Annotated in this window: 16 protein-coding genes; 7 read left to right on the forward strand and 9 right to left on the reverse strand. The window is 71.9% G+C overall.

The window, feature by feature from the left end; genetic code table 11:
- Positions 1–35 precede the first annotated feature (35 nt).
- Entirely contained in the window at positions 36–1,199 is a 1,164-nt protein-coding gene (locus tag ACH4KB_RS15160) for a helix-turn-helix domain-containing protein (protein ID WP_398066402.1), read from the forward strand.
- 37 nt (positions 1,200–1,236) lie between these two features.
- The gene (locus ACH4KB_RS15165) at positions 1,237–1,575 is read left to right on the forward strand and encodes a thioredoxin family protein (RefSeq protein ID WP_398066403.1); all 339 of its coding nucleotides are present in this window, start codon (positions 1,237–1,239) and stop codon (positions 1,573–1,575) included.
- 210 nt (positions 1,576–1,785) lie between these two features.
- Here the strand turns inward: ACH4KB_RS15165 and ACH4KB_RS15170 are convergent, their stop codons facing one another.
- The 3 genes from ACH4KB_RS15170 to ACH4KB_RS15180 all read right to left on the reverse strand — a co-directional run bounded on the left by ACH4KB_RS15170 (position 1,786) and on the right by ACH4KB_RS15180 (position 3,678).
- The gene (locus ACH4KB_RS15170) at positions 1,786–2,544 is read right to left on the reverse strand and encodes an SDR family NAD(P)-dependent oxidoreductase (RefSeq protein WP_398066404.1); all 759 of its coding nucleotides are present in this window, start codon (positions 2,542–2,544) and stop codon (positions 1,786–1,788) included.
- Positions 2,545–2,571: 27 nt separating this feature from the next.
- Positions 2,572–3,006 carry a hypothetical protein gene (locus ACH4KB_RS15175; RefSeq protein WP_398066405.1) on the reverse strand — a complete coding sequence of 145 codons (435 nt, stop codon included), beginning with the start codon at positions 3,004–3,006 and terminating at the stop codon, positions 2,572–2,574.
- Between the two features lie 87 nt (positions 3,007–3,093).
- The gene (locus ACH4KB_RS15180; protein ID WP_398066406.1) at positions 3,094–3,678 is read right to left on the reverse strand and encodes a TetR/AcrR family transcriptional regulator; all 585 of its coding nucleotides are present in this window, start codon (positions 3,676–3,678) and stop codon (positions 3,094–3,096) included.
- Positions 3,679–4,043: 365 nt separating this feature from the next.
- Between ACH4KB_RS15180 and ACH4KB_RS15185 the strand changes: the two genes are divergently transcribed.
- Positions 4,044–4,190: a hypothetical protein gene (locus ACH4KB_RS15185; protein WP_397929054.1), complete on the forward strand. Its 147-nt coding sequence runs from the start codon at positions 4,044–4,046 to the stop codon at positions 4,188–4,190.
- A gap of 498 nt (positions 4,191–4,688) precedes the next feature.
- Here the strand turns inward: ACH4KB_RS15185 and ACH4KB_RS15190 are convergent, their stop codons facing one another.
- The gene (locus ACH4KB_RS15190; protein ID WP_398066407.1) at positions 4,689–4,970 is read right to left on the reverse strand and encodes a hypothetical protein; all 282 of its coding nucleotides are present in this window, start codon (positions 4,968–4,970) and stop codon (positions 4,689–4,691) included.
- Between the two features lie 409 nt (positions 4,971–5,379).
- Here ACH4KB_RS15190 and ACH4KB_RS15195 point away from each other — a divergent pair, with 409 nt between their 5' ends.
- Together ACH4KB_RS15195 and ACH4KB_RS15200 are read left to right on the forward strand one after the other, a co-directional pair.
- A complete protein-coding gene (locus ACH4KB_RS15195; RefSeq protein WP_398066408.1) occupies positions 5,380–5,757 on the forward strand; it encodes an ArsR/SmtB family transcription factor in 378 nt (125 codons plus the stop codon).
- Complete coding sequence (locus tag ACH4KB_RS15200) at positions 5,754–6,263, forward strand: SRPBCC family protein (RefSeq protein ID WP_398066409.1); 510 nt, start codon at positions 5,754–5,756, stop codon at positions 6,261–6,263. Before ACH4KB_RS15195 ends, ACH4KB_RS15200 begins: the two co-directional genes overlap by 4 nt.
- Before the next feature lie 112 nt (positions 6,264–6,375).
- Here ACH4KB_RS15200 and ACH4KB_RS15205 read toward each other — a convergent pair whose 3' ends face one another.
- The 5 genes from ACH4KB_RS15205 to ACH4KB_RS15225 all read right to left on the reverse strand — a co-directional run bounded on the left by ACH4KB_RS15205 (position 6,376) and on the right by ACH4KB_RS15225 (position 14,942).
- The gene (locus tag ACH4KB_RS15205; protein ID WP_398066410.1) at positions 6,376–7,899 is read right to left on the reverse strand and encodes an aldehyde dehydrogenase family protein; all 1,524 of its coding nucleotides are present in this window, start codon (positions 7,897–7,899) and stop codon (positions 6,376–6,378) included.
- A 210-nt stretch (positions 7,900–8,109) separates the two neighbouring features.
- Complete coding sequence (locus tag ACH4KB_RS15210; RefSeq protein WP_398066411.1) at positions 8,110–9,369, reverse strand: GAF domain-containing protein; 1,260 nt, start codon at positions 9,367–9,369, stop codon at positions 8,110–8,112.
- A gap of 108 nt (positions 9,370–9,477) precedes the next feature.
- Positions 9,478–10,065, reverse strand: coding sequence for an N-acetylmuramoyl-L-alanine amidase (locus ACH4KB_RS15215; RefSeq protein WP_398066412.1), 588 nt, complete (start codon positions 10,063–10,065; stop codon positions 9,478–9,480).
- A 333-nt stretch (positions 10,066–10,398) separates the two neighbouring features.
- Positions 10,399–11,808 carry an SWF or SNF family helicase gene (locus tag ACH4KB_RS15220; RefSeq protein ID WP_398066413.1) on the reverse strand — a complete coding sequence of 470 codons (1,410 nt, stop codon included), beginning with the start codon at positions 11,806–11,808 and terminating at the stop codon, positions 10,399–10,401.
- Entirely contained in the window at positions 11,805–14,942 is a 3,138-nt protein-coding gene (locus tag ACH4KB_RS15225) for a DEAD/DEAH box helicase (protein ID WP_398066414.1), read from the reverse strand. Before ACH4KB_RS15225 ends, ACH4KB_RS15220 begins: the two co-directional genes overlap by 4 nt.
- Before the next feature lie 256 nt (positions 14,943–15,198).
- On the opposite strand from ACH4KB_RS15225, the gene ACH4KB_RS15230 reads away from it, so the two are divergent.
- Positions 15,199–16,269, forward strand: a complete 1,071-nt coding sequence (locus tag ACH4KB_RS15230) for a fatty acid desaturase family protein (RefSeq protein ID WP_398066415.1) — start codon at positions 15,199–15,201, stop codon at positions 16,267–16,269.
- A gap of 80 nt (positions 16,270–16,349) precedes the next feature.
- On the forward strand, positions 16,350–16,532 hold the full coding sequence (locus tag ACH4KB_RS15235; RefSeq protein ID WP_398066416.1) for a hypothetical protein: 183 nt from the start codon (positions 16,350–16,352) through the stop codon (positions 16,530–16,532).
- Positions 16,533–16,760: the final 228 nt, after the last annotated feature.

Below are 16,760 nucleotides of genomic sequence, written 5' to 3' on the forward strand. Positions count from 1 at the left end.
ATCTGATCAGCTGAATTGTTCGCAGGGAACAAATTGTGAGCCATGCAATCCGGAGGGCCAGTGAGCTGGCCCTGGACGAGACGACGGTCACCGTCCTTCGGGCCGCTCTGAAGACCACCGCCGACGAGGTCGTCCAGGCGATCATCGACGAGGTCCCTTCGTACGCCAACGCCCTTTCGGGCCGCATGGGCGGCACCATCCGCCGGGCCGTCCGCACCGCCCTGGGGCACTACCTGGACCTCGCCAGCGGCAACGCCACGGGCGGTGACGGCGGTGACGCGGCCTACGAGCTGGGCCGCGGCGAGGTGCGCGACGGCCGTTCGATGGACGCCCTGCTCAGCGCCTACCGCGTCGGCGCCCGTGTCGCCTGGCGCTGCCTCGCAGCGGGTGCCGTACCCGCAGGTCTGCCCGCCGCCGAGGTCGCGAAGTTCGCCGAGCTGACCTTCGCCTACATCGACGAGCTCTCCGCCGCGAGCGCCGCGGGACACGCGGATGAACTCGCCGCCCGGGGCAGGGCCCACGAGCGCCACCTGGAACACCTGGCCCGTGACCTCCTCGCGGGTGCGAGCCTCGACGTGCTGCTCGCCTCCGGTCAACGGGCCGGGTGGCAGCCTCCGGTCTCGCTGACCGCGGTCCTGCTGCCCGCCGCCCAGGCCCGACCTGCCTACCGCACGCTCGACCCGAACACCCTGGTCCTCGACGATCTGCCGGATGCCACTGGTGTGCTGCTCGTCCCCGATGCCGACCGGCCACATCTCTTGCGGCAGCTGGCCGACCGCACGGCCGTGACCGGCCCGGCCCGGCCGTGGACGCGTGCGTCCGCGTCATACGCGCGAGCCGCCCGCGCACGCTCCCTCTCCCCTGACATTCGCGACACCGAGGACCATCTGCCCGAGCTGGTGCTGAGCGCCGACGTGGACGCGTTCGCAGACCTGCGTGCCCGAGCCCTCGCACCCTTGCGGGCCTTGCCCATCGCGACCGCACGGCGGCTGGAGGAGACGTTGCGGGCGTGGCTGCTGCACCAGGGCAGACGGGACGAGGTGGCGGCGGAACTGTTCGTCCATCCCCAGACGGTCCGGTACCGGATGTCGCAGCTGCGGGAGCTGTTCCCGGATCTCGCAACGCCGCACCGGGTCCTCGAACTGACGCTGGCGGTCGGTCTTCGGACGGTGCCGACCGGCGCACCGCGCGAGGGATGATGGGACGGAACGACGGAACGTGAGGGCAGGAGCTTCCATGGCACATCGGGTTCACCGGCCCCGCGAGGACGCGGAGTTCGATTTCATCCTCGCGATGAGCGGGGTGCCCGTCCTCGCGTACTTCACCGGCACATGGCCCAAGGCGATCGAGCCCTGCCGGGCGATGGACCTCGTCGTGGCCGGCGTCGCCGACGACTGCGCGGGGCGCCTGGCGGTCGTCCGCACCGACATCACACGTTGTCCGGCGGCAACCGAGAGATACGGGGTCACTGGCGCCCCCTCCTACGTCCTGCTGAAGGAGGGAGAGGCGGTGGCGCACGGCACGGGGCCCATGACCAGCGCCGAGGTACGGCAGTTCCTGGACGGTCACCTCTGAACTGCCGCTGCGGCCCGTGGCCGCGAGGCCCGTCACGTCCCGTCCATGGAAGCCGCGTCGCCCGAGAAACCCCCACGCCGACGCCGCCGGGCAGGTCGAGGCCCGCCGATGCGTGGGGGAGCGGAGCGGAGCGCAGGCCGGGCTACGGATTCCGGCCTCCGCGGATCCTGGCAGTCCCGCGGCAGCCTGCTCAGCCTCCGGCAGGGGGCGTCAGGCCGACGATCCACTGTCGATGACCAGGTCGGTGCCGACGACCGAGCCGGCAGCGGACGAGGCGAGGTAGAGCACCGCGGCCGCCACTTCCTCGGCCTCCGCGACCCGGCCGAGCGGGTTCTCCGTCTTCACTCGCTCGGCACGGTCGGCCTCGGACTCGCCGGGTCGCAGCGACATGGGAGCGGCGGAGGCCCCGGGGCTGACGGCGTTGATGCGGATGCCCTGGTGGATGTGGTCGAGAGCGGCGGCGCGGGTCAGCGCGGAGACCGCTGCCTTGGAGGCGATGTACGCGGCGGCGTTCGGGATCCGCAGGTGTGCGCCCAGATTGGAGGAGATGTTGACGATGGTGCCGCCGCCGTTCTCCTTCATGTGGGCGATCTCGTGCTTCATGGCCAGCCAGACGCCGGTGACATTGGTCCGCAGCACCGCGTCCCAGTCCTCCTCGCTCACCTCGCCGACGGGGACCGCGCCCCGGAATATCCCGGCGTTGTTGACCGCGATGTCCAGTCCGCCGAAGCGGGCGACGGTCTCCCGAACGAGATGCTGGAGCCGTCCGGAGTCGGTGACATCGGCGGTGATGGCCGCAGCCGCGCCACCGGCTGCCTCGATGAGGGCGACCGTCTCGTCCAGGGAGGCCGCGGTGCGTCCCGCGGCGACCACGGACGCGCCCTCGGCGGCGAAGGCGAGCGCGACAGCACGGCCGAGGCCGGAGCCCGCGCCGGTGACGAGGACGGTCTTGCCGGTGAAGCGGTTCATTTCGGTGACTCCTCTGTGAGTGATGGACTACTTGGTGCGGTGGTTCAGGAGGGCCGCGACGGCAGTGGGGGCCAGGAACCGCCGCCGGTCGAACAGGAAGCCGGGGGGCGACAGGGGATCGCGGGCCCCGCGCTCGGCGTACCGGAACGCGGCCGGCAACGCGGTCCCGCCGAGCAGCGGCACGGGCACGCCGGCCGACGGTCCGGGGAGGGCGTCGGTGACGTCGAGCCCGTAACCGGCGAGGGTGATCCCGGCGGTGGCGAGCGGAGCACCGGGCAGGTCGAGACTCCTGCCCGAGTTCGGTGCGGCGTCCGACAGCAGCCGGGGCGCGAGGACGAGGCCTGCGACCGCCACCTCGACGGGCACCGCGAAGGTCCTGCGCCAGGACAAGGCCGGCGATGAGGGCGCGCCGCCCGCCGTAGCGGTCGGCGAGCGCGCGGTGCCCGTGGCGGTGACGGTCATACTTCCCCCCGATATTTGACCGATCGGTCCATTATTTGCACGCACGGAAGCGGCCTCGCGGCTCCGGCGGGTGTGATGCGGTGTGATTCAGTCCAGCAGGGACAGCGCCTGTTCGGCCGCGTCTCGCACCCGGGTGGGATCGTTCGACGCCTTGCCGACGATGCGTACGCCCTGCAGCAGGACGAGCAGCAGGTGGGCCAGCGCTCGCGGTTCACGGCCCTCGGGGAGCTCTTCCTGGGCCTGGGCCCGCACGAGCGCGGAGTGCAGCAGGGTCTCGATGTGTTCCCAGCTGATCTCGACCCGGCGGGCCGCCGCGGGGTCGTGCGGGGCCAGCTCGGCTGCGGTGTTGGTGACGAAGCAGCCGTTCAACCGCCCTTCCGGGGAGGCGGCTTCTGCGGCGAAGCGGCGCACCAGCCTGCGCACCGCGGGCAGTGCGGGGCCTGGCTGGGACAGCTCGGACATGAGGAGCGGGTCGCGCATCTCCGCGTACCGGTCCATGGCCTTCAGGTACAGCTCGTGCTTGCTGCCGAAGGTCGCGTAGATGCTGGCGCGGCCGATGCCGAGGTGCTCGACGAGATCTGTCACCGACGTCGCTTCGTAGCCGCGCCGCCAGAACAGCTCAAGGGCCGACTGCAGCGCGGCGTCCGGATCGAATTCCTTGGTCCTGGCCACGTCGAAGACCCTAGTCCTATCTGGACTGATCGGTCAATAATCGAGCGCGTCAGACCTGTAGAGAGCGGGGCGGAGCGCGAGGCTCTCGTAGGGCTGCTGCGCCGCCCGGCCCGCCCAGGCCCGGGACTCCACAACAGGCGGTCGGCGGGACCGCCAGGCTCGGGGTGGGAACAGTGCACTGTGCCGTGTCGGCGGTCCTGCTGTTCCCCGGGGAAGGTCGAGGCGGTCGCGCACATGGGGGCGGTCCCGAGTCGCGGCCCGGGAACGGCGGCTTCCGCTCCGTGCGGCGACGGACTGCGTACGACGCCCGGACATTCTCGTCTCATCGCGGGGTACGCGGGTGGCATACGCCCTCAGGAGGAATCATGGCCGGACTGATCGCCCGTCTCACGCAGTTCACCCGCAGCCCCCAAGGGCGGCGAACCATCGCTTCGGCCCGGCGCGCCGCGGCCGACCCGCGCAAGCGCGCCCAGGCGCGCAGCCTGTTCGGCAGGCTGCGCGGACGCCGGTGACGTCGGCGCTTCGGCGGATGGCCGGAAGCGCCTGCTGACGTCGCTCATCGCAGGCAGGGACGAGGGGCCTCGGGCTGATGTCGAGCGTTACCCCGGGCGCCCGTCGTGTTGCAGAGGAGCTGCATGGCACGCGAGGACTGGACGGCCCGTGGACCGGCTTCGCGTCGCCCTGCCCCACGCTGCTTTCCGGCAGCAGCTTCTCCAAGACGTGAACCTCACGTGATGCGGGAGGCCGCCGAACCGCGCCAAAGGTGCGGGGTCGGCCGCGGCGCAGCGTGATCTTTCGGCTCGACTTCCCCGCGGGCATATGGGACACGTGCAAGCAGCCGCCCGAGCTCGCCCGGCGGGATCCCGCACCCACCCGTGTCAAGCCGCAGGTCAGAAAGGCTGCTCCCCGCGCATGCGGGGATGGTCCCGGCTGCGCGGGCAGGGGCCGGTGCGGATCGTGCTGCTCCCCGCGCATGCGGAGATGGTCCCCCAGGACGCTCGTCCCACGTTCTACAGGTCGAGTACCGCCCACATCCTGCGGCCGTCTTCCGAGGTGTCCGTTCCGCACGAGACCGCGCCCAGGCCGGTCAGTTCCGCGAGGACGGCCGTGTCCGCGACCGCGACACCTGGCCGGTGGGACAGGGCGACGATCAGCGCCTGCCGGTTCTGGTCCGCGAGGTGCAGGGACACCCGCCGGCCGCCATCGGCGACCGCGGCCCGCACCAACGCCTCCGTCAGGTCCGCCGCGGCTTGGTCGGCCTCTCGGTATCCCCAGTCGTGCAACTGGCGCACGACATTGCTGCAGGCCCTTTTCGGCGCCCAGGCAGCAGCTTCGAGCAACCAGTTCGCCGACCGCCGGTTCCGTACCAGCATCCGGGCCCGCGCCGTTCCTTCCGGACTCGTTTCAGGACGCGGCGGCTGTACGGGTCGCTTAGGTGGCGGTGGAGTCTTCGGCGGGTAGTCCGGTGTGTGATCCAGCACGGGTGCTCCCAGGATCGGCGCGAGTACCCATCGTAGAGGCGCGATTACCTGGCGGGACCAGTACCGGTCGCCGGGTGCCGGGCGCAGCCTTGGGCGGCTCCACCGTGCCCCTGACTTTCGACGACGCGGACCCATGGGCTGCGACCGCCAGCGCCGATCCCGTCTACCAGGGCGACCAGGGGGTCTTGTCTATTGGTAACTTATAGGTTACCAATAAGGGATGGACCCGTTCATCGCCCTGGCTGACCCCGTACGCCGTGACCTGCTGCGCACACTTGCCTCCGGTCCGGCCCGAGTGGTCGACCTCGCGGCGCGGCATCCGATCAGCCGGCCCGCGGTGAGCAAACATCTGCGAGTGCTCACCGAGGCGGGGCTGGCCACCGTCGAGGACCGCGGTCGCGAGCGCCACTACGCGCTCGCCCGCCCGGGCCTTGCCCCGGTACGGGCTCTGCTCGACGAGCTCGTCGGGCGCCGCCCACCGATCCCCGAGAAGGCCTTCGACGCCCTCGACCTGGAGGTCCGCAGAACCGTCCACGACCGTCGGGCCGGCGCCGACGCCGCTCCCGGCACCCCAAGCTCTCAGGAGGAATCAGCATGACCAGCACCCCCACCGGGCGTCGCGTGAGCATCGATGGCCTGGACAGCATTGCCTTCGACCGCACGTTCCGGGCCGGCGTCACGGACGTCTGGGCGGCGGTCACCGAGTCGGACCGTCTGGCCCGATGGATCGGCGAATGGACCGGCGACCCGTCGACCGGCTCGGTCGACTTCCGGATGCTCTACGAAGGCGACGAGCACGAGCCCGAACTCCTCACCATCCAGGAGTGCCAGGCCCCCCACCGTCTGGTCCTCAAGTCGCAAGCGCCCGGCCAGGAAGTCGTCTGGCACATGACTCTCACGCTCGTCGAGCACGAGGGCACCACCACGCTCACCTTCACCCAGTCCGTCGGCGACGACCCAGCGATGGCGGGCGGAGTCGGCCCCGGCTGGGACTACTACCTCGACCGGCTCGTCGTCGCCGAGACCGGCGGCGACCCGGCATCCGTCGACTTCGGCGCCTACCACCCGGCCCACGAACAGCACTACCTCGACATGTTCAGCTGAACCCGACGACGACGTCGAGTGCGAGGGCCAGGCGCGACGAGATCATCGCCGAGCCCGGCAAAAGGGGGCGCCTGCCAGGGAAATCCCCTGGTCAGGTGCCCTTCTGCCGTGCCTAGAAGAAGCCCAGCTTCTTCGGCGAGTACGACACCAGCAGGTTCTTCGTCTGCTGATAGTGCTCCAGCATCATCTTGTGGTTCTCCCTGCCGATACCCGACTGCTTGTACCCGCCGAACGCGGCGTGGGCCGGGTAGGTGTGGTAGCAGTTCGTCCAGACCCTGCCCGCCTTGATCCCGCGCCCCGCCCGGTAGGCCGTGTTGACGTCGCGGGTCCAGACCCCGGCCCCCAGCCCGTACAGGGTGTCGTTCGCCGTACTGATGGCGTCGTCGAAGTCCGTGAAGGACGTCACGGCCACGACCGGGCCGAAGATCTCCTCCTGGAAGACCCGCATCCGGTTGTCGCCCTCAAGAATCGTCGGCTGTACGTAGTAGCCGCCGGCCAGCTCACCGTCGTGCTCGACGCGCCGGCCACCCGTCAGGATCTTCGCTCCCTCCTGCTGCCCGATGTCCAGGTACGAGAGGATCTTCTGCAACTGGTCGTTGGAGGCCTGGGCGCCGATCATCGTGTCGGTGTCCAGCGGGTGACCCGGCACGATCTGTTCCGTGCGGGCGATGCCGGCCTCCAGGAACGCGCCGTAGTGGCCGCGCTGGATGAGAGCACGCGACGGGCACGTGCACACCTCGCCCTGGTTGAGAGCGAACATGGTGAAACCTTCGAGGGCCTTGTCGAGGAAGTCGTCGTCGGCGCGTGAGACGTCGTCGAAGAAGATGTTCGGCGACTTGCCGCCCAGCTCCAGCGACACCGGCTTGATGTTCTCGGAGGCGTACTGCATGATCAGCCGCCCCGTCGTGGTCTCACCGGTGAAGGCGATCTTCGCGACGCGCGGGCTCGATGCGAGCGGCTTCCCGGCTTCCACTCCGAAGCCGTTGACGATGTTCACGACGCCCGGCGGAAGGAGATCCGCCACCAGGCTCAGCCAGTAGTGGATCGAGGCGGGCGTCTGCTCGGCCGGCTTGAGGACCACGGCGTTGCCCGCGGCGAGCGCCGGGGCGAGCTTCCAGGTAGCCATCAGGATGGGGAAGTTCCACGGGATGATCTGGCCGACCACACCCAGCGGTTCGTGGAAGTGGTACGCGACGGTGTCGTCGTCGATCTCGCTGAGCGAACCCTCCTGGGCGCGCAGAGCCCCCGCGAAATAGCGGAAGTGGTCGATGGCCAGCGGAATGTCGGCCGCCAGCGTCTCCCGTACGGGCTTGCCGTTCTCCCAGCTCTCCGCGACCGCCAGCTCCTCCAGGTGAGCCTCCATCCGGTCGGCGATCCTGTTCAGCACCGAGGCCCGGTCCCCGGCGGAGGTGGCTCCCCAGCCCGGAGCCGCCGCGTGGGCGGCGTCCAGGGCCAGTTCGACGTCCTCCGACGTGCCGCGCGCGATCTCCGTGAACGGGCGGCCGTTGACGGGGCTCGGGTTCTCGAAGTACTGGCCCCGGGCCGGCGGGACGTACGCGCCGCCGATCCAGTGGTCGTAGCGGGACGCGTAGTTGACGATCGCGCCCTCGGCGCCCGGCGCTGCGTAACGGGTCATCTCAGTGGTCTCCCGGATCCTTCGCCGCCCGTCGTTGGACGGCCCTCGCCGCGAGGCTAGGGACGGGGACGTTGCAAGGGCGTTGCAACGGCGTCGGCGGGCGCCCTTCACGGTCTGTCGCCACCGCCCTGCCGGCCGGGCGGCGACAGGACAACGCCGTAGATGTGCGTGCCGAGGCCCGCGAGCCCGGGCTGAACCGGACGAAGGAGCCTAACCGCGCTGCTCGGCGTCCAGCCCCCGTACCCGGGCCAGCAACGCGGCCCGCTGGTCCACCGGAACCGCCCCGGCCAGCGCGCGCCACACCGGCAGGTCCTCCTCGCCCCACGGGCTGTAGGCCCAGTCGGCCAGCAGCCCCGGATCAGCCCGGGCGATCAGCGCAGCCCGCAGCTGCTCCGAGATCCGCCGCCGCAGCCGTACGACCGCAGGGGCCCGGGAACCCGGCAGCAGCGGGCCCGCGTACGCGCCCAGCGCCCCCGCCACCGCGCCCGAACCCAGGCGGCGCGTCACCGTGTCGAAATCGGCGTCCACCGGGACGGCCAGCCGGTACGGGCGCGAATCCAGCAGATCGGGCCCCAGCAAGCGACGGAGCCGCGAAAGTTCGGCCCGCAAGGTCACCGGGGTCACCGACTCGTCCTCGTACAGCTCCACCAGCAGCTCGTCCCCGCTCAGGCCCTCCGGCCGACGGGACAGGGCGACCAGGATCTCGCTGTGCCGTCGGCTGAGCCGCAGCCGGCGCCCGCGCGCCACCAGCAGCGCCTCGTCCCTGCCCAGCGCGGTCAGCCGCACCGACTCGGCATCGGACGCGGACGGTGGCGTCAGCAGCGCGAGCTGTGACTCCGCGGCCCGGGCCACCGCCTGGACGAACGCCAGACTGTGCGGATGGGCGAGCCGGTCGCCGCCCGTGATGTCGACGGCTCCCAGCACCCGGCCCGTACGGGGATCGTGCAACGGCGCCGCCGCGCAGGTCCACTGCTGTACCGGTCGCAGGAAGTGCTCGGCGGCGAAGACCTGGACCGGACGGTCCACCGCGATGGCCGTTCCCGGCGCGTTCGTCCCCGCCACGGACTCGGCCCAACGGGCGCCCTCCACGAAGTTCATCAGGCCGGCCCGCCGCCGCGCCGCCGTATGCCCCTCGACCCACAGGAGCCGTCCGTGGGCGTCGCAGACGGCGAGCAGATGTTCCCCGTCCGTCGCGTACGCACCCATCAGCTCGCGGATCACGGGCATGGCACGGGCCAGGGGATGCGCCGCCCGGTAGGGGCCCAGCTCGTCCGGAGCGATCTCCACCGCGGGGGCGTCGTCCGGGCTGACCCGGGCCCGTGCCGAGCGTCGCCAGGACGCGCCGACCACGGCGCGGACCGGCCGCTCCAGGCGTCCCGCCGAGGTGAACACGTCATGGGCGCGGCGCAGCGCGCCGCGCCGTTCGCCGGGATCGGTGTCCGCCGCCAGGGCCACCCAGGGATCCGTCAACTCACCCTCCCGACCGCGGGCCTTCGTGCCCTCCCATCGTCGTCGCCGTCGGCCTCCGCGACAAGCTCGGTGCGGAGAGTCATCACCACGGGGGCCGGGGGAGGTCGCTCAGACGGCGTCGACGACGAGCCGGAGATAGCGTTCCCAGTCCCAGTGGACACCCGGGTCGGTGTGGTCGCTGCCCGGCACCTCGTGATGGCCGACGATGTGCTCCCGGTCCTTGGGGATGCCGTGGCGGTCGCAGATGTCCGCGGTGAGTCTGGCGGACCGCAGATACATGACGTCCGTGAAGAACTCCGGGCGGTCCACCCACCCTTCGTGCTCGATGCCGATGCTCCGGGTGTTCCAGCTCCAGTTGCCCGCGTGCCAGGCGATGTCCTTCTCGCGTACGCACTGGGCGACATGGCCGTCGCCGGAGCGCACCACGTAGTGGGCCGAAACCTGCTTGGAGGGATTGCGGAAGATGCCCGCGGTCGGCGTGAACAGCTGTTGGGCGACGTGGATGACGACGCGGTCGATCCGGCGCTCCGAAGGGCGGGCGGGGACGGTGTAGTTGGCGGCGGCGGCCGGAGCCCGGAGCGCCGTCGCGTAGTCGGTCGGACCTTTCGGCGCCGGCGTCACGGCCCTCGCGGATGCGGGCAGGACGGCCGCCGCCATGGTCGCGGCGGCCGTCTGAACAATCCTTCTGCGGTGCAACGGCACTCCTGAGGCCGGGGGCGGACGGAACGGGGCGGGACAGGGCAGGGCAAGGGCGGACGGCGAGGACGGGGGGGTACGGAACTGAGCCGGGGCGGTCTCCCGGCTCGTGAATCACCCGCCTATGCAGATGACGAACCCACCGGACATCCGGTTCCCCGCAGCCGCAGCCGCAGCCGCAGCCGCAGCCGCAGCCGCAGCCGCAGCCGCAGCCGCAGCCGCAGCCGCAGGCAGTCGCTGCCGCTGCCGCAGTCGCAGGCAGCCGCAGCCGCTGTCCGGACACGCCACGACCCGCGCGCCCGCGCCTCCTACGCGTACGGCTCCGGCGCCGGTTCAGACGACCGTGTCCGCCGCCCCGCCGTCGGCCCCCGCCAGCGCGCCCGCCGGGTCGTCGTCCGCCGGTCCGGCAGGCACCCAACGACCGCGCTCCTTGCGGTAGGGCCACCATCGCCCGTTCCGGTCCAGCCGGAGCTGGAGGTCGGCGCCCGCGACGGTCCAGCGGGCCCGGCCGTTAGCCCGCAGGGCCGGTCGCTCCGCCGCCTCCCACGCCTCGCCGAGCCGGGCACGGGCCCTCCCCAGGTCCTCCGGGGCCGGCGCCCACTCCTCGTCCAGCACGGCGAGTGCCGCGATCCCGCCGTACCGCCAGGCGCGGACCGCCGCGTCCAGGTCCGCGGCCGGGCGGCCGGATCCCGCGGCCAGCCGGGCCCCGATGCGCGGCTCCGGCCGGGTGTCCGCGGCCATCCGTACCGCATCCTGCCGCGGAGTCAGCTCGACCGGCAGCGGCTGTCCTTCGTGCCCCGGGGCCAGCGCGTCCAGCAGCATCCGGTGCGCTCGCACCGCGCTGTCGGCCGCCAGCACCTCCAGCGCCGCCGGGTCGACCCCGGGCGCGGGGGCGGTCGCCGTGTCCAGCGCGGGCCCGAGCCCCGGTTCGTCGGGGGCCGGTGGGGGAGCGGGGAGCGGCGGCAGGATTCCGGCAGCCGCGAACGCCTCGCCGGCCGGGACTCCGTGAACCTCCCGCTGCGCGTCGTCGGCCGCCTCCCGCGCCCCGTCGCCGCCCGCCCGGACCGCGCGGGCGGCGCTGCGCACCTGGAGTTCGTCCAGCAGCCGCCGCTCCTCGCGCCCCCGCATCAGCAGCAGGACGAACGGGTCCTCGTCCAGCAGGCGCGCCACCTGGTAGCAGAGAGCACCCGAGTGCGGGCAGTGGTCCCAGGTCCCACAGGTGCATTCCGGCTCCAGATCCCCGATGCCGGGCAGCAGCTCGACACCGGCGCCCGCCGCGTCCTCCACCAGATGCGGCGGCATCTCCCGGTCCAGCAGCGCCGCGATGTGCCCGGCCCGGTCGACGGCCATGTCCAGGAACCGGTCCCAGGCGCCCGCGCCGAGCTGCTGGAGCAGGACGTCGCTTCGGTAGGCCGTGCCGTCGCGGTCCCGGACCACCGCTGTGATCCGCCCCGGCCGTACGGAGACCGCCCCGACCCTGCCCTCCCGGGCCAGTCGCCGGCCCTGCTTGAGCTGTTGGCCGTCCAGCGCGGTGTCCTCCAAAGCCTTGAGCCACGCCAGTCCCCACCAGGACGTCGCGAAACCCCGGCCCTGTGCGGGGGGAAACGCCGCGAACACACGCTCCGCCCCGCGTCGGCCGTCCCGCGACGCACCGTCGCCGCCCCCGTCGGAGGCGTCCGCGTCGCTCGTCCCGTACTCCGCCCCGTACGCGTAGTCGTCCTCGTCCTCGTAGTCGTCGCTCATCGTGCGCCCCCTCGCAGCTCGACCAGGTCGGCCAGTTCCGCATCGGTCAGTTCGGTCAGTGCCGCCTCGCCCGAGCCGAGCACCGCGTCCGCGAGCCCCTGCTTGCGGGCGAGCATCTCGGCGATCCGGTCCTCGATCGTTCCCTCGGCGATCAGCCGGTGCACCTGCACCGGCTGCGTCTGGCCGATGCGGTACGCCCGGTCCGTCGCCTGCGCCTCGACCGCCGGGTTCCACCAGCGGTCGAAGTGCACGACGTGACCGGCCCGGGTGAGGTTGAGCCCGGTGCCCGCCGCCTTGAGGGACAGCAGGAACACCGGGGCCTCGCCCGTCTGGAAGCGGTTCACCATCTCCTCGCGCCGGGCCACGGGCGTACCGCCGTGCAGGAACTGCGTATCCACCCCGCGCGCGGCCAGGTGTTCCTCCAGCAACCGGGCCATCTGCACGTACTGCGTGAAGACCAGCACCGAACCCTGCTCGGCCAGGATCGTGTCCAGGAGTTCGTCCAGCAGCTCGACCTTCCCCGACCGGTCCGCGATCCGCGGCCGTTCCTCCTTGAGGTACTGCGCCGGGTGGTTGCAGATCTGCTTCAGCGCCGTCAGCAGCTTCATCACGAGCCCCCGCCGCTCGAATCCGTCGGCGGCGGAGATCTCCGCCAGGGTCTCGCGGACCACTGCCTCGTACAGGCCGGTCTGTTCCGGCGTCAGCGACACGGCCCGGTCGGTCTCGGTCTTCGGCGGCAGCTCCGGAGCGATCCCCGGATCGGACTTCCGGCGGCGCAGCAGGAACGGCCGCACCAGCGCCGCGAGCCGCTCGGCCGCGCCCGGGTCGCTGCCGCTCTCGACCGCTGCCGCGTACCGCGTACGGAAGGCGCCGAGCCGGCCGAGCAGACCGGGCGTCGTCCAGTCCAGGATCGCCCACAGCTCGGAGAGGTTGTTCTCCACCGGGGTACCGGTGAGCGCGACCCGGGCCCGGGCCCCGATGGTCCGCAGCTGCTTGGCCGTCGCCGAGTGCGGGTTCTTCACGTGCTGCGCCTCGTCGATGACGACCATGCCCCAGGACGCGGCGGCGAGCCGGGGCGCGTCGAGGCGCATCGTGCCGTACGTCGTCAGGACGAACTCGCCGTCCACCAGGCCTTCCAGGGAACGGGACGCGCTGTGGAAGCGGCGTACGGGGGTGCCCGGCGCGAACCTCTCGATCTCCCGCTGCCAGTTCCCCATCAACGATGTCGGGCACACCACCAGCGTCGGACCGGCCGCGTCGCGGTCGCTCTGCCGGTGCAGATGCAGGGCGATGAGCGTGATCGTCTTGCCGAGGCCCATGTCGTCGGCGAGGCAGCCGCCGAGGCCGAGCGAGGTCATCGTGTTCAGCCAGTTCAGGCCGCGCAGCTGGTAGTCGCGCAAGGTCGCGGTGAGCGTCTCGGGCTGTCCGATCGACTGCTGGGCGTCGGACTCCGGGTCAGCCAGCCGGTCCCGCAACCGCTGGAGCCAGCCGGTCGCGGCCACCTCGACGCGACGGCCGGCCACCTCCGTGGAACCGGTCAGCACCGCGCCGAGAGCGTCGATCGGGGTGACCTTGCGGTCCTGGGTGTCCCGGGCGGCGCGCGCCTCCTCGGGGTCGATGAGCACCCACTGGTCGCGCAGCCGCACGATGGGCCTGGTGGATTCGGCGAGCCGGTCCAGCTCCTCGCGGGTCAGCTTCTGGTCGCCGAGGGTGAACCGCCAGTCGAACGACAGCAGGGCGTCGGCGGAGAGGAACGAGGGCACGTCCGCGGCGATGCGTCCCCGCGTCCCGGCCTCCTGCCCGACGCCTTCCCGGTCCGTGGCGTCCCGGTCGTCCGGGCCGATAACGGCCCGCGCGGTGAGCTTCCTGGCCAGTTCCTTGGGCCAGTGCACCTGTACTCCGGCGGCGGCCAGGGCACGTGAGGCGGACCCCAGCAGCTCGGCGATCTCCTCGTCGGCCGGTTCCACCCAGTCCGGCACCGCGGCGGAGAGCAACGGCGCCAGCGGCGGCCAGGCGCGGGCGGCCCGGCGCAGAGTGAGGAGGGCGTCCATCCGGGCCCGGGGCCCGAACGCGGCGGCGGTCCGCGAGTCGCCCGCCCACACCTCGGCCGCGTCGGCGACGAGGGTGGGATCACTGACACTGTGGATCTGCAGCACGGCACGGAACGTCGGCGCGGCCGACTCCGGACCGGGCCCCGGCCCCGGCGCTCCCGGACCTACCACTTCTGGACCCGGCCCCGGCCCCACCGTTCCCGGGGTGGCCTCGGGGCCCGCTTCCGCGCCGCTCCGCTGCGAGGTCACACCCGCGACCTCGATACGCAACGAGAGCCGCACGCCCGCGTCGTGACCGGCCGCCACATCGGCCGCCCAGGCCCGCCCCTCGGGCAGGCGGCGCGGCTGCTGGGAGGTGAACGCGGGTCCTGCGGCGGCGAACCCCGCGCCCGGCGTACGGGGCATCGCGTCGGCCACGGCATCGAGGAACGCGCGCAGCAGGCGCTCCGGTTCGGGCAGCAACGTTTCGCCGGAGGCGCCGCTCGTCGTGTTCCGCGCCGCTTCCCGCTCCCCAGCTCCGCCCGGCCGGCCCATGTCGTCCATGCTTCCGGGTCCGCCGGGTCCGCCGGGTCCGCCGGGTCCGCCGGGTCCGCCGGGTCCGTCCGACTGTCCGTCGCCCTCGTCCGGAACGGGGGTCGCGTGGGCGGTCGGCGGCATCGATGCCGCCAGTTCCCGGATCCGTTCGAGGTCGTCGGCGTTCAACGGCCCGATCCGCCAGGCGTCGTGGTCGGTACGGCTCAGCCCTGGCAACAGGAGGCCGCGGGCGACGAACTGGAGAGCGAGGAGCGCGGCGGCGCCCCAGAAGGCGGTGGCGGGTGAGGCACCCGCGACGGCGCGTGCCCGGGTCAGGACCGGCAGAGCGTCCCGCACGGGGAGGTACCGCGCGGTCACCGTACGGGGGCGCAGGTCGGTTTCGACGACGGTCAGCTCCGACGACAGCCCGGAGGTGCCGGAAGGGGTGCTACCGTCCGGACTCCAGAACGCGATCCTGCCGGTACGGGCTGGATCCGCGGGGACGAAGACCGCGGAGCCGCGAGCCAGTTCGGCGATCTCGGAGGGTGTTGCCGCAGGGTGCCTGTGCACAGCGATGTCAGATTCCTCAAATTTGACTAGTGGGCGGAGTCGCCGAGGGTACTCCATTCCGAGCGGCGACAGGCCGTGGGGCTATGTGGTGTGCGTCACTCCTTCTCCTTTTCTGGTCCCGATGGTGCAGCCAGCCCCACCATCGGGCACGGGGTCTGCCCCAGGGAAACCAGGGTGGTGGCGCCATGGCCCGCACACGCCTCCGGTCCGTACGTTCCATGAGGTCAGCGCATATGTTCCAGAGACCGGAGACGTCATGCCCCAGGCGACAGCCACTGTTGCGGATCCCGCCGACGAAAGCAGCCCGGACCGTACGGCCGATGTTCGCGGGGCGGCGGCCGGGAGCGATTTCGCGCCGCTGCTGCGTGCCGTGCGGGACCAGGGACTGCTGGAGCGCCGCACGGACCGGTATGTGCTCGGCATCGCCGCCAATCTGGCGGCCCTGGGCGCGGTGATCACCGGATTCGTCCTGCTGGGCGACACCTGGTGGAGCCTGCTCCTCACCCTGCCGCTGGCGGTCTTCTGGACCCGTACGGCTTTCGTTGCTCACGACGCGGGACACGCCCAGATATCCGGCGACCGCAGGACGAGCAGGCTGATCGGTCTCGTACACGCCAATCTGCTCCTCGGTATGAACGAGGCGTGGTGGAACGACAAGCACGTACGCCACCACGCCAACCCGAACCACATCGACAAGGACCCCGATGTCGGTGTCGGCGCCCTGGTCTGGACCCAGAAACAGGCGGCGCAGCGTGAGGGGTTCGCCCGCTGGCTCACCAGGAACCAGGCCCGCCTGTTCTTCCCGATGCTCCTGCTCGAAGGCATCGCCCTGAAGATCTACGGATTCCAGTTCCTGCGCCGCCAGCCCCTCCGGGAGCGGGCCGTCTCGGGGCTGCTGCTGACCGCGCACTTCGCCCTCTACACGACGCTGCTGCTCAGCACGCTGTCCCCCGGCAAGGCGATCGTCTTCGCACTGGTGCTGCACGCGCTGTTCGGCCTCCACCTGGGCATGGCCTTCGCCCCGAACCACAAGGGGATGGAGATGCCCGACCCCGACGGCGAGCGCTGGGGCCACCTCCAGCGACAGGTCCTGACCTCGCGCAACGTACGCGGCGCCGTCCTGACGGACTGGTTCCTCGGCGGGCTGAACTACCAGATCGAGCACCACCTCTTCCCGAGCATGCCCCGCCCCAACCTGCGCCTCGCCCAGCCCCTGGTCAAGGCGCACTGCTCCGGCATCGGCATGCCGTACGCGGAGACCGGCCTGATCGAGTCCTACCGGCAGGCGCTGTCGCACATGCACGAGGTCGGCGAACCTCTGCGATAGCGCGGCCGACGGGGAACGCAAGGGCACGCGTACGCGTTCACACAACAGGAGCGGCGCCGGCCGCGAAGGAGGCGTGGACCATGTCGAATGGTGCGAAGGTCGCTATCGGGGGAGTGCTCGCGGCGGCCATCCTGTGGCCCCTGATCGGATTCTGGTGGGCGCTGCTGATCGTGATCGGCGTTCCCGTGGCGGGCTATCTGCTGCTGGACCCGTCCCAGCGGCGCAGGCTCCGCAGAATGAACCGCAAGCAGATCGGCCGCTGAGCCCGGATCGCCCCGGGTGACCGACGAGTATGTCACGTGGGGCGAGCGGCCAGCCCGTCGAGGGCCGCGAGCGGTCCGGGCGGCGCGGCTCCACACCTGACAGGAATGGCCGTGCCGGCTCCTCTTCCAACAGGAACAGAGCGATGCCGTCGGTCCGGGCCCCAGCCATCCGTGTCAGGAGGGGCCGGCGGGGACGGGCCCTCCCTGTTCGAGTGCGGGGAAGCCGAA

Origin of the sequence: Streptomyces sp. NPDC017520 (assembly GCF_044329855.1) — a bacterium.
GTDB lineage: Bacteria > Actinomycetota > Actinomycetes > Streptomycetales > Streptomycetaceae > Streptomyces.

Bases quoted from the DNA above. Each gene is read 5' to 3' on its own strand.
- ACH4KB_RS15165 (WP_398066403.1), top strand. From the start codon at position 1,237: ATGGCACATCGGGTTCACCGGCCCCGCGAGGACGCGGAGTTCGATTTC.
- ACH4KB_RS15170 (WP_398066404.1), bottom strand. From the start codon at position 2,544: ATGAACCGCTTCACCGGCAAGACCGTCCTCGTCACCGGCGCGGGCTCC.
- ACH4KB_RS15175 (WP_398066405.1), bottom strand. From the start codon at position 3,006: ATGACCGTCACCGCCACGGGCACCGCGCGCTCGCCGACCGCTACGGCG.
- ACH4KB_RS15185 (WP_397929054.1), top strand. From the start codon at position 4,044: ATGGCCGGACTGATCGCCCGTCTCACGCAGTTCACCCGCAGCCCCCAA.
- ACH4KB_RS15195 (WP_398066408.1), top strand. From the start codon at position 5,380: ATGGACCCGTTCATCGCCCTGGCTGACCCCGTACGCCGTGACCTGCTG.
- ACH4KB_RS15200 (WP_398066409.1), top strand. From the start codon at position 5,754: ATGACCAGCACCCCCACCGGGCGTCGCGTGAGCATCGATGGCCTGGAC.
- ACH4KB_RS15205 (WP_398066410.1), bottom strand. From the start codon at position 7,899: ATGACCCGTTACGCAGCGCCGGGCGCCGAGGGCGCGATCGTCAACTAC.
- ACH4KB_RS15220 (WP_398066413.1), bottom strand. From the start codon at position 11,808: ATGAGCGACGACTACGAGGACGAGGACGACTACGCGTACGGGGCGGAG.
- ACH4KB_RS15230 (WP_398066415.1), top strand. From the start codon at position 15,199: ATGCCCCAGGCGACAGCCACTGTTGCGGATCCCGCCGACGAAAGCAGC.
- ACH4KB_RS15235 (WP_398066416.1), top strand. From the start codon at position 16,350: ATGTCGAATGGTGCGAAGGTCGCTATCGGGGGAGTGCTCGCGGCGGCC.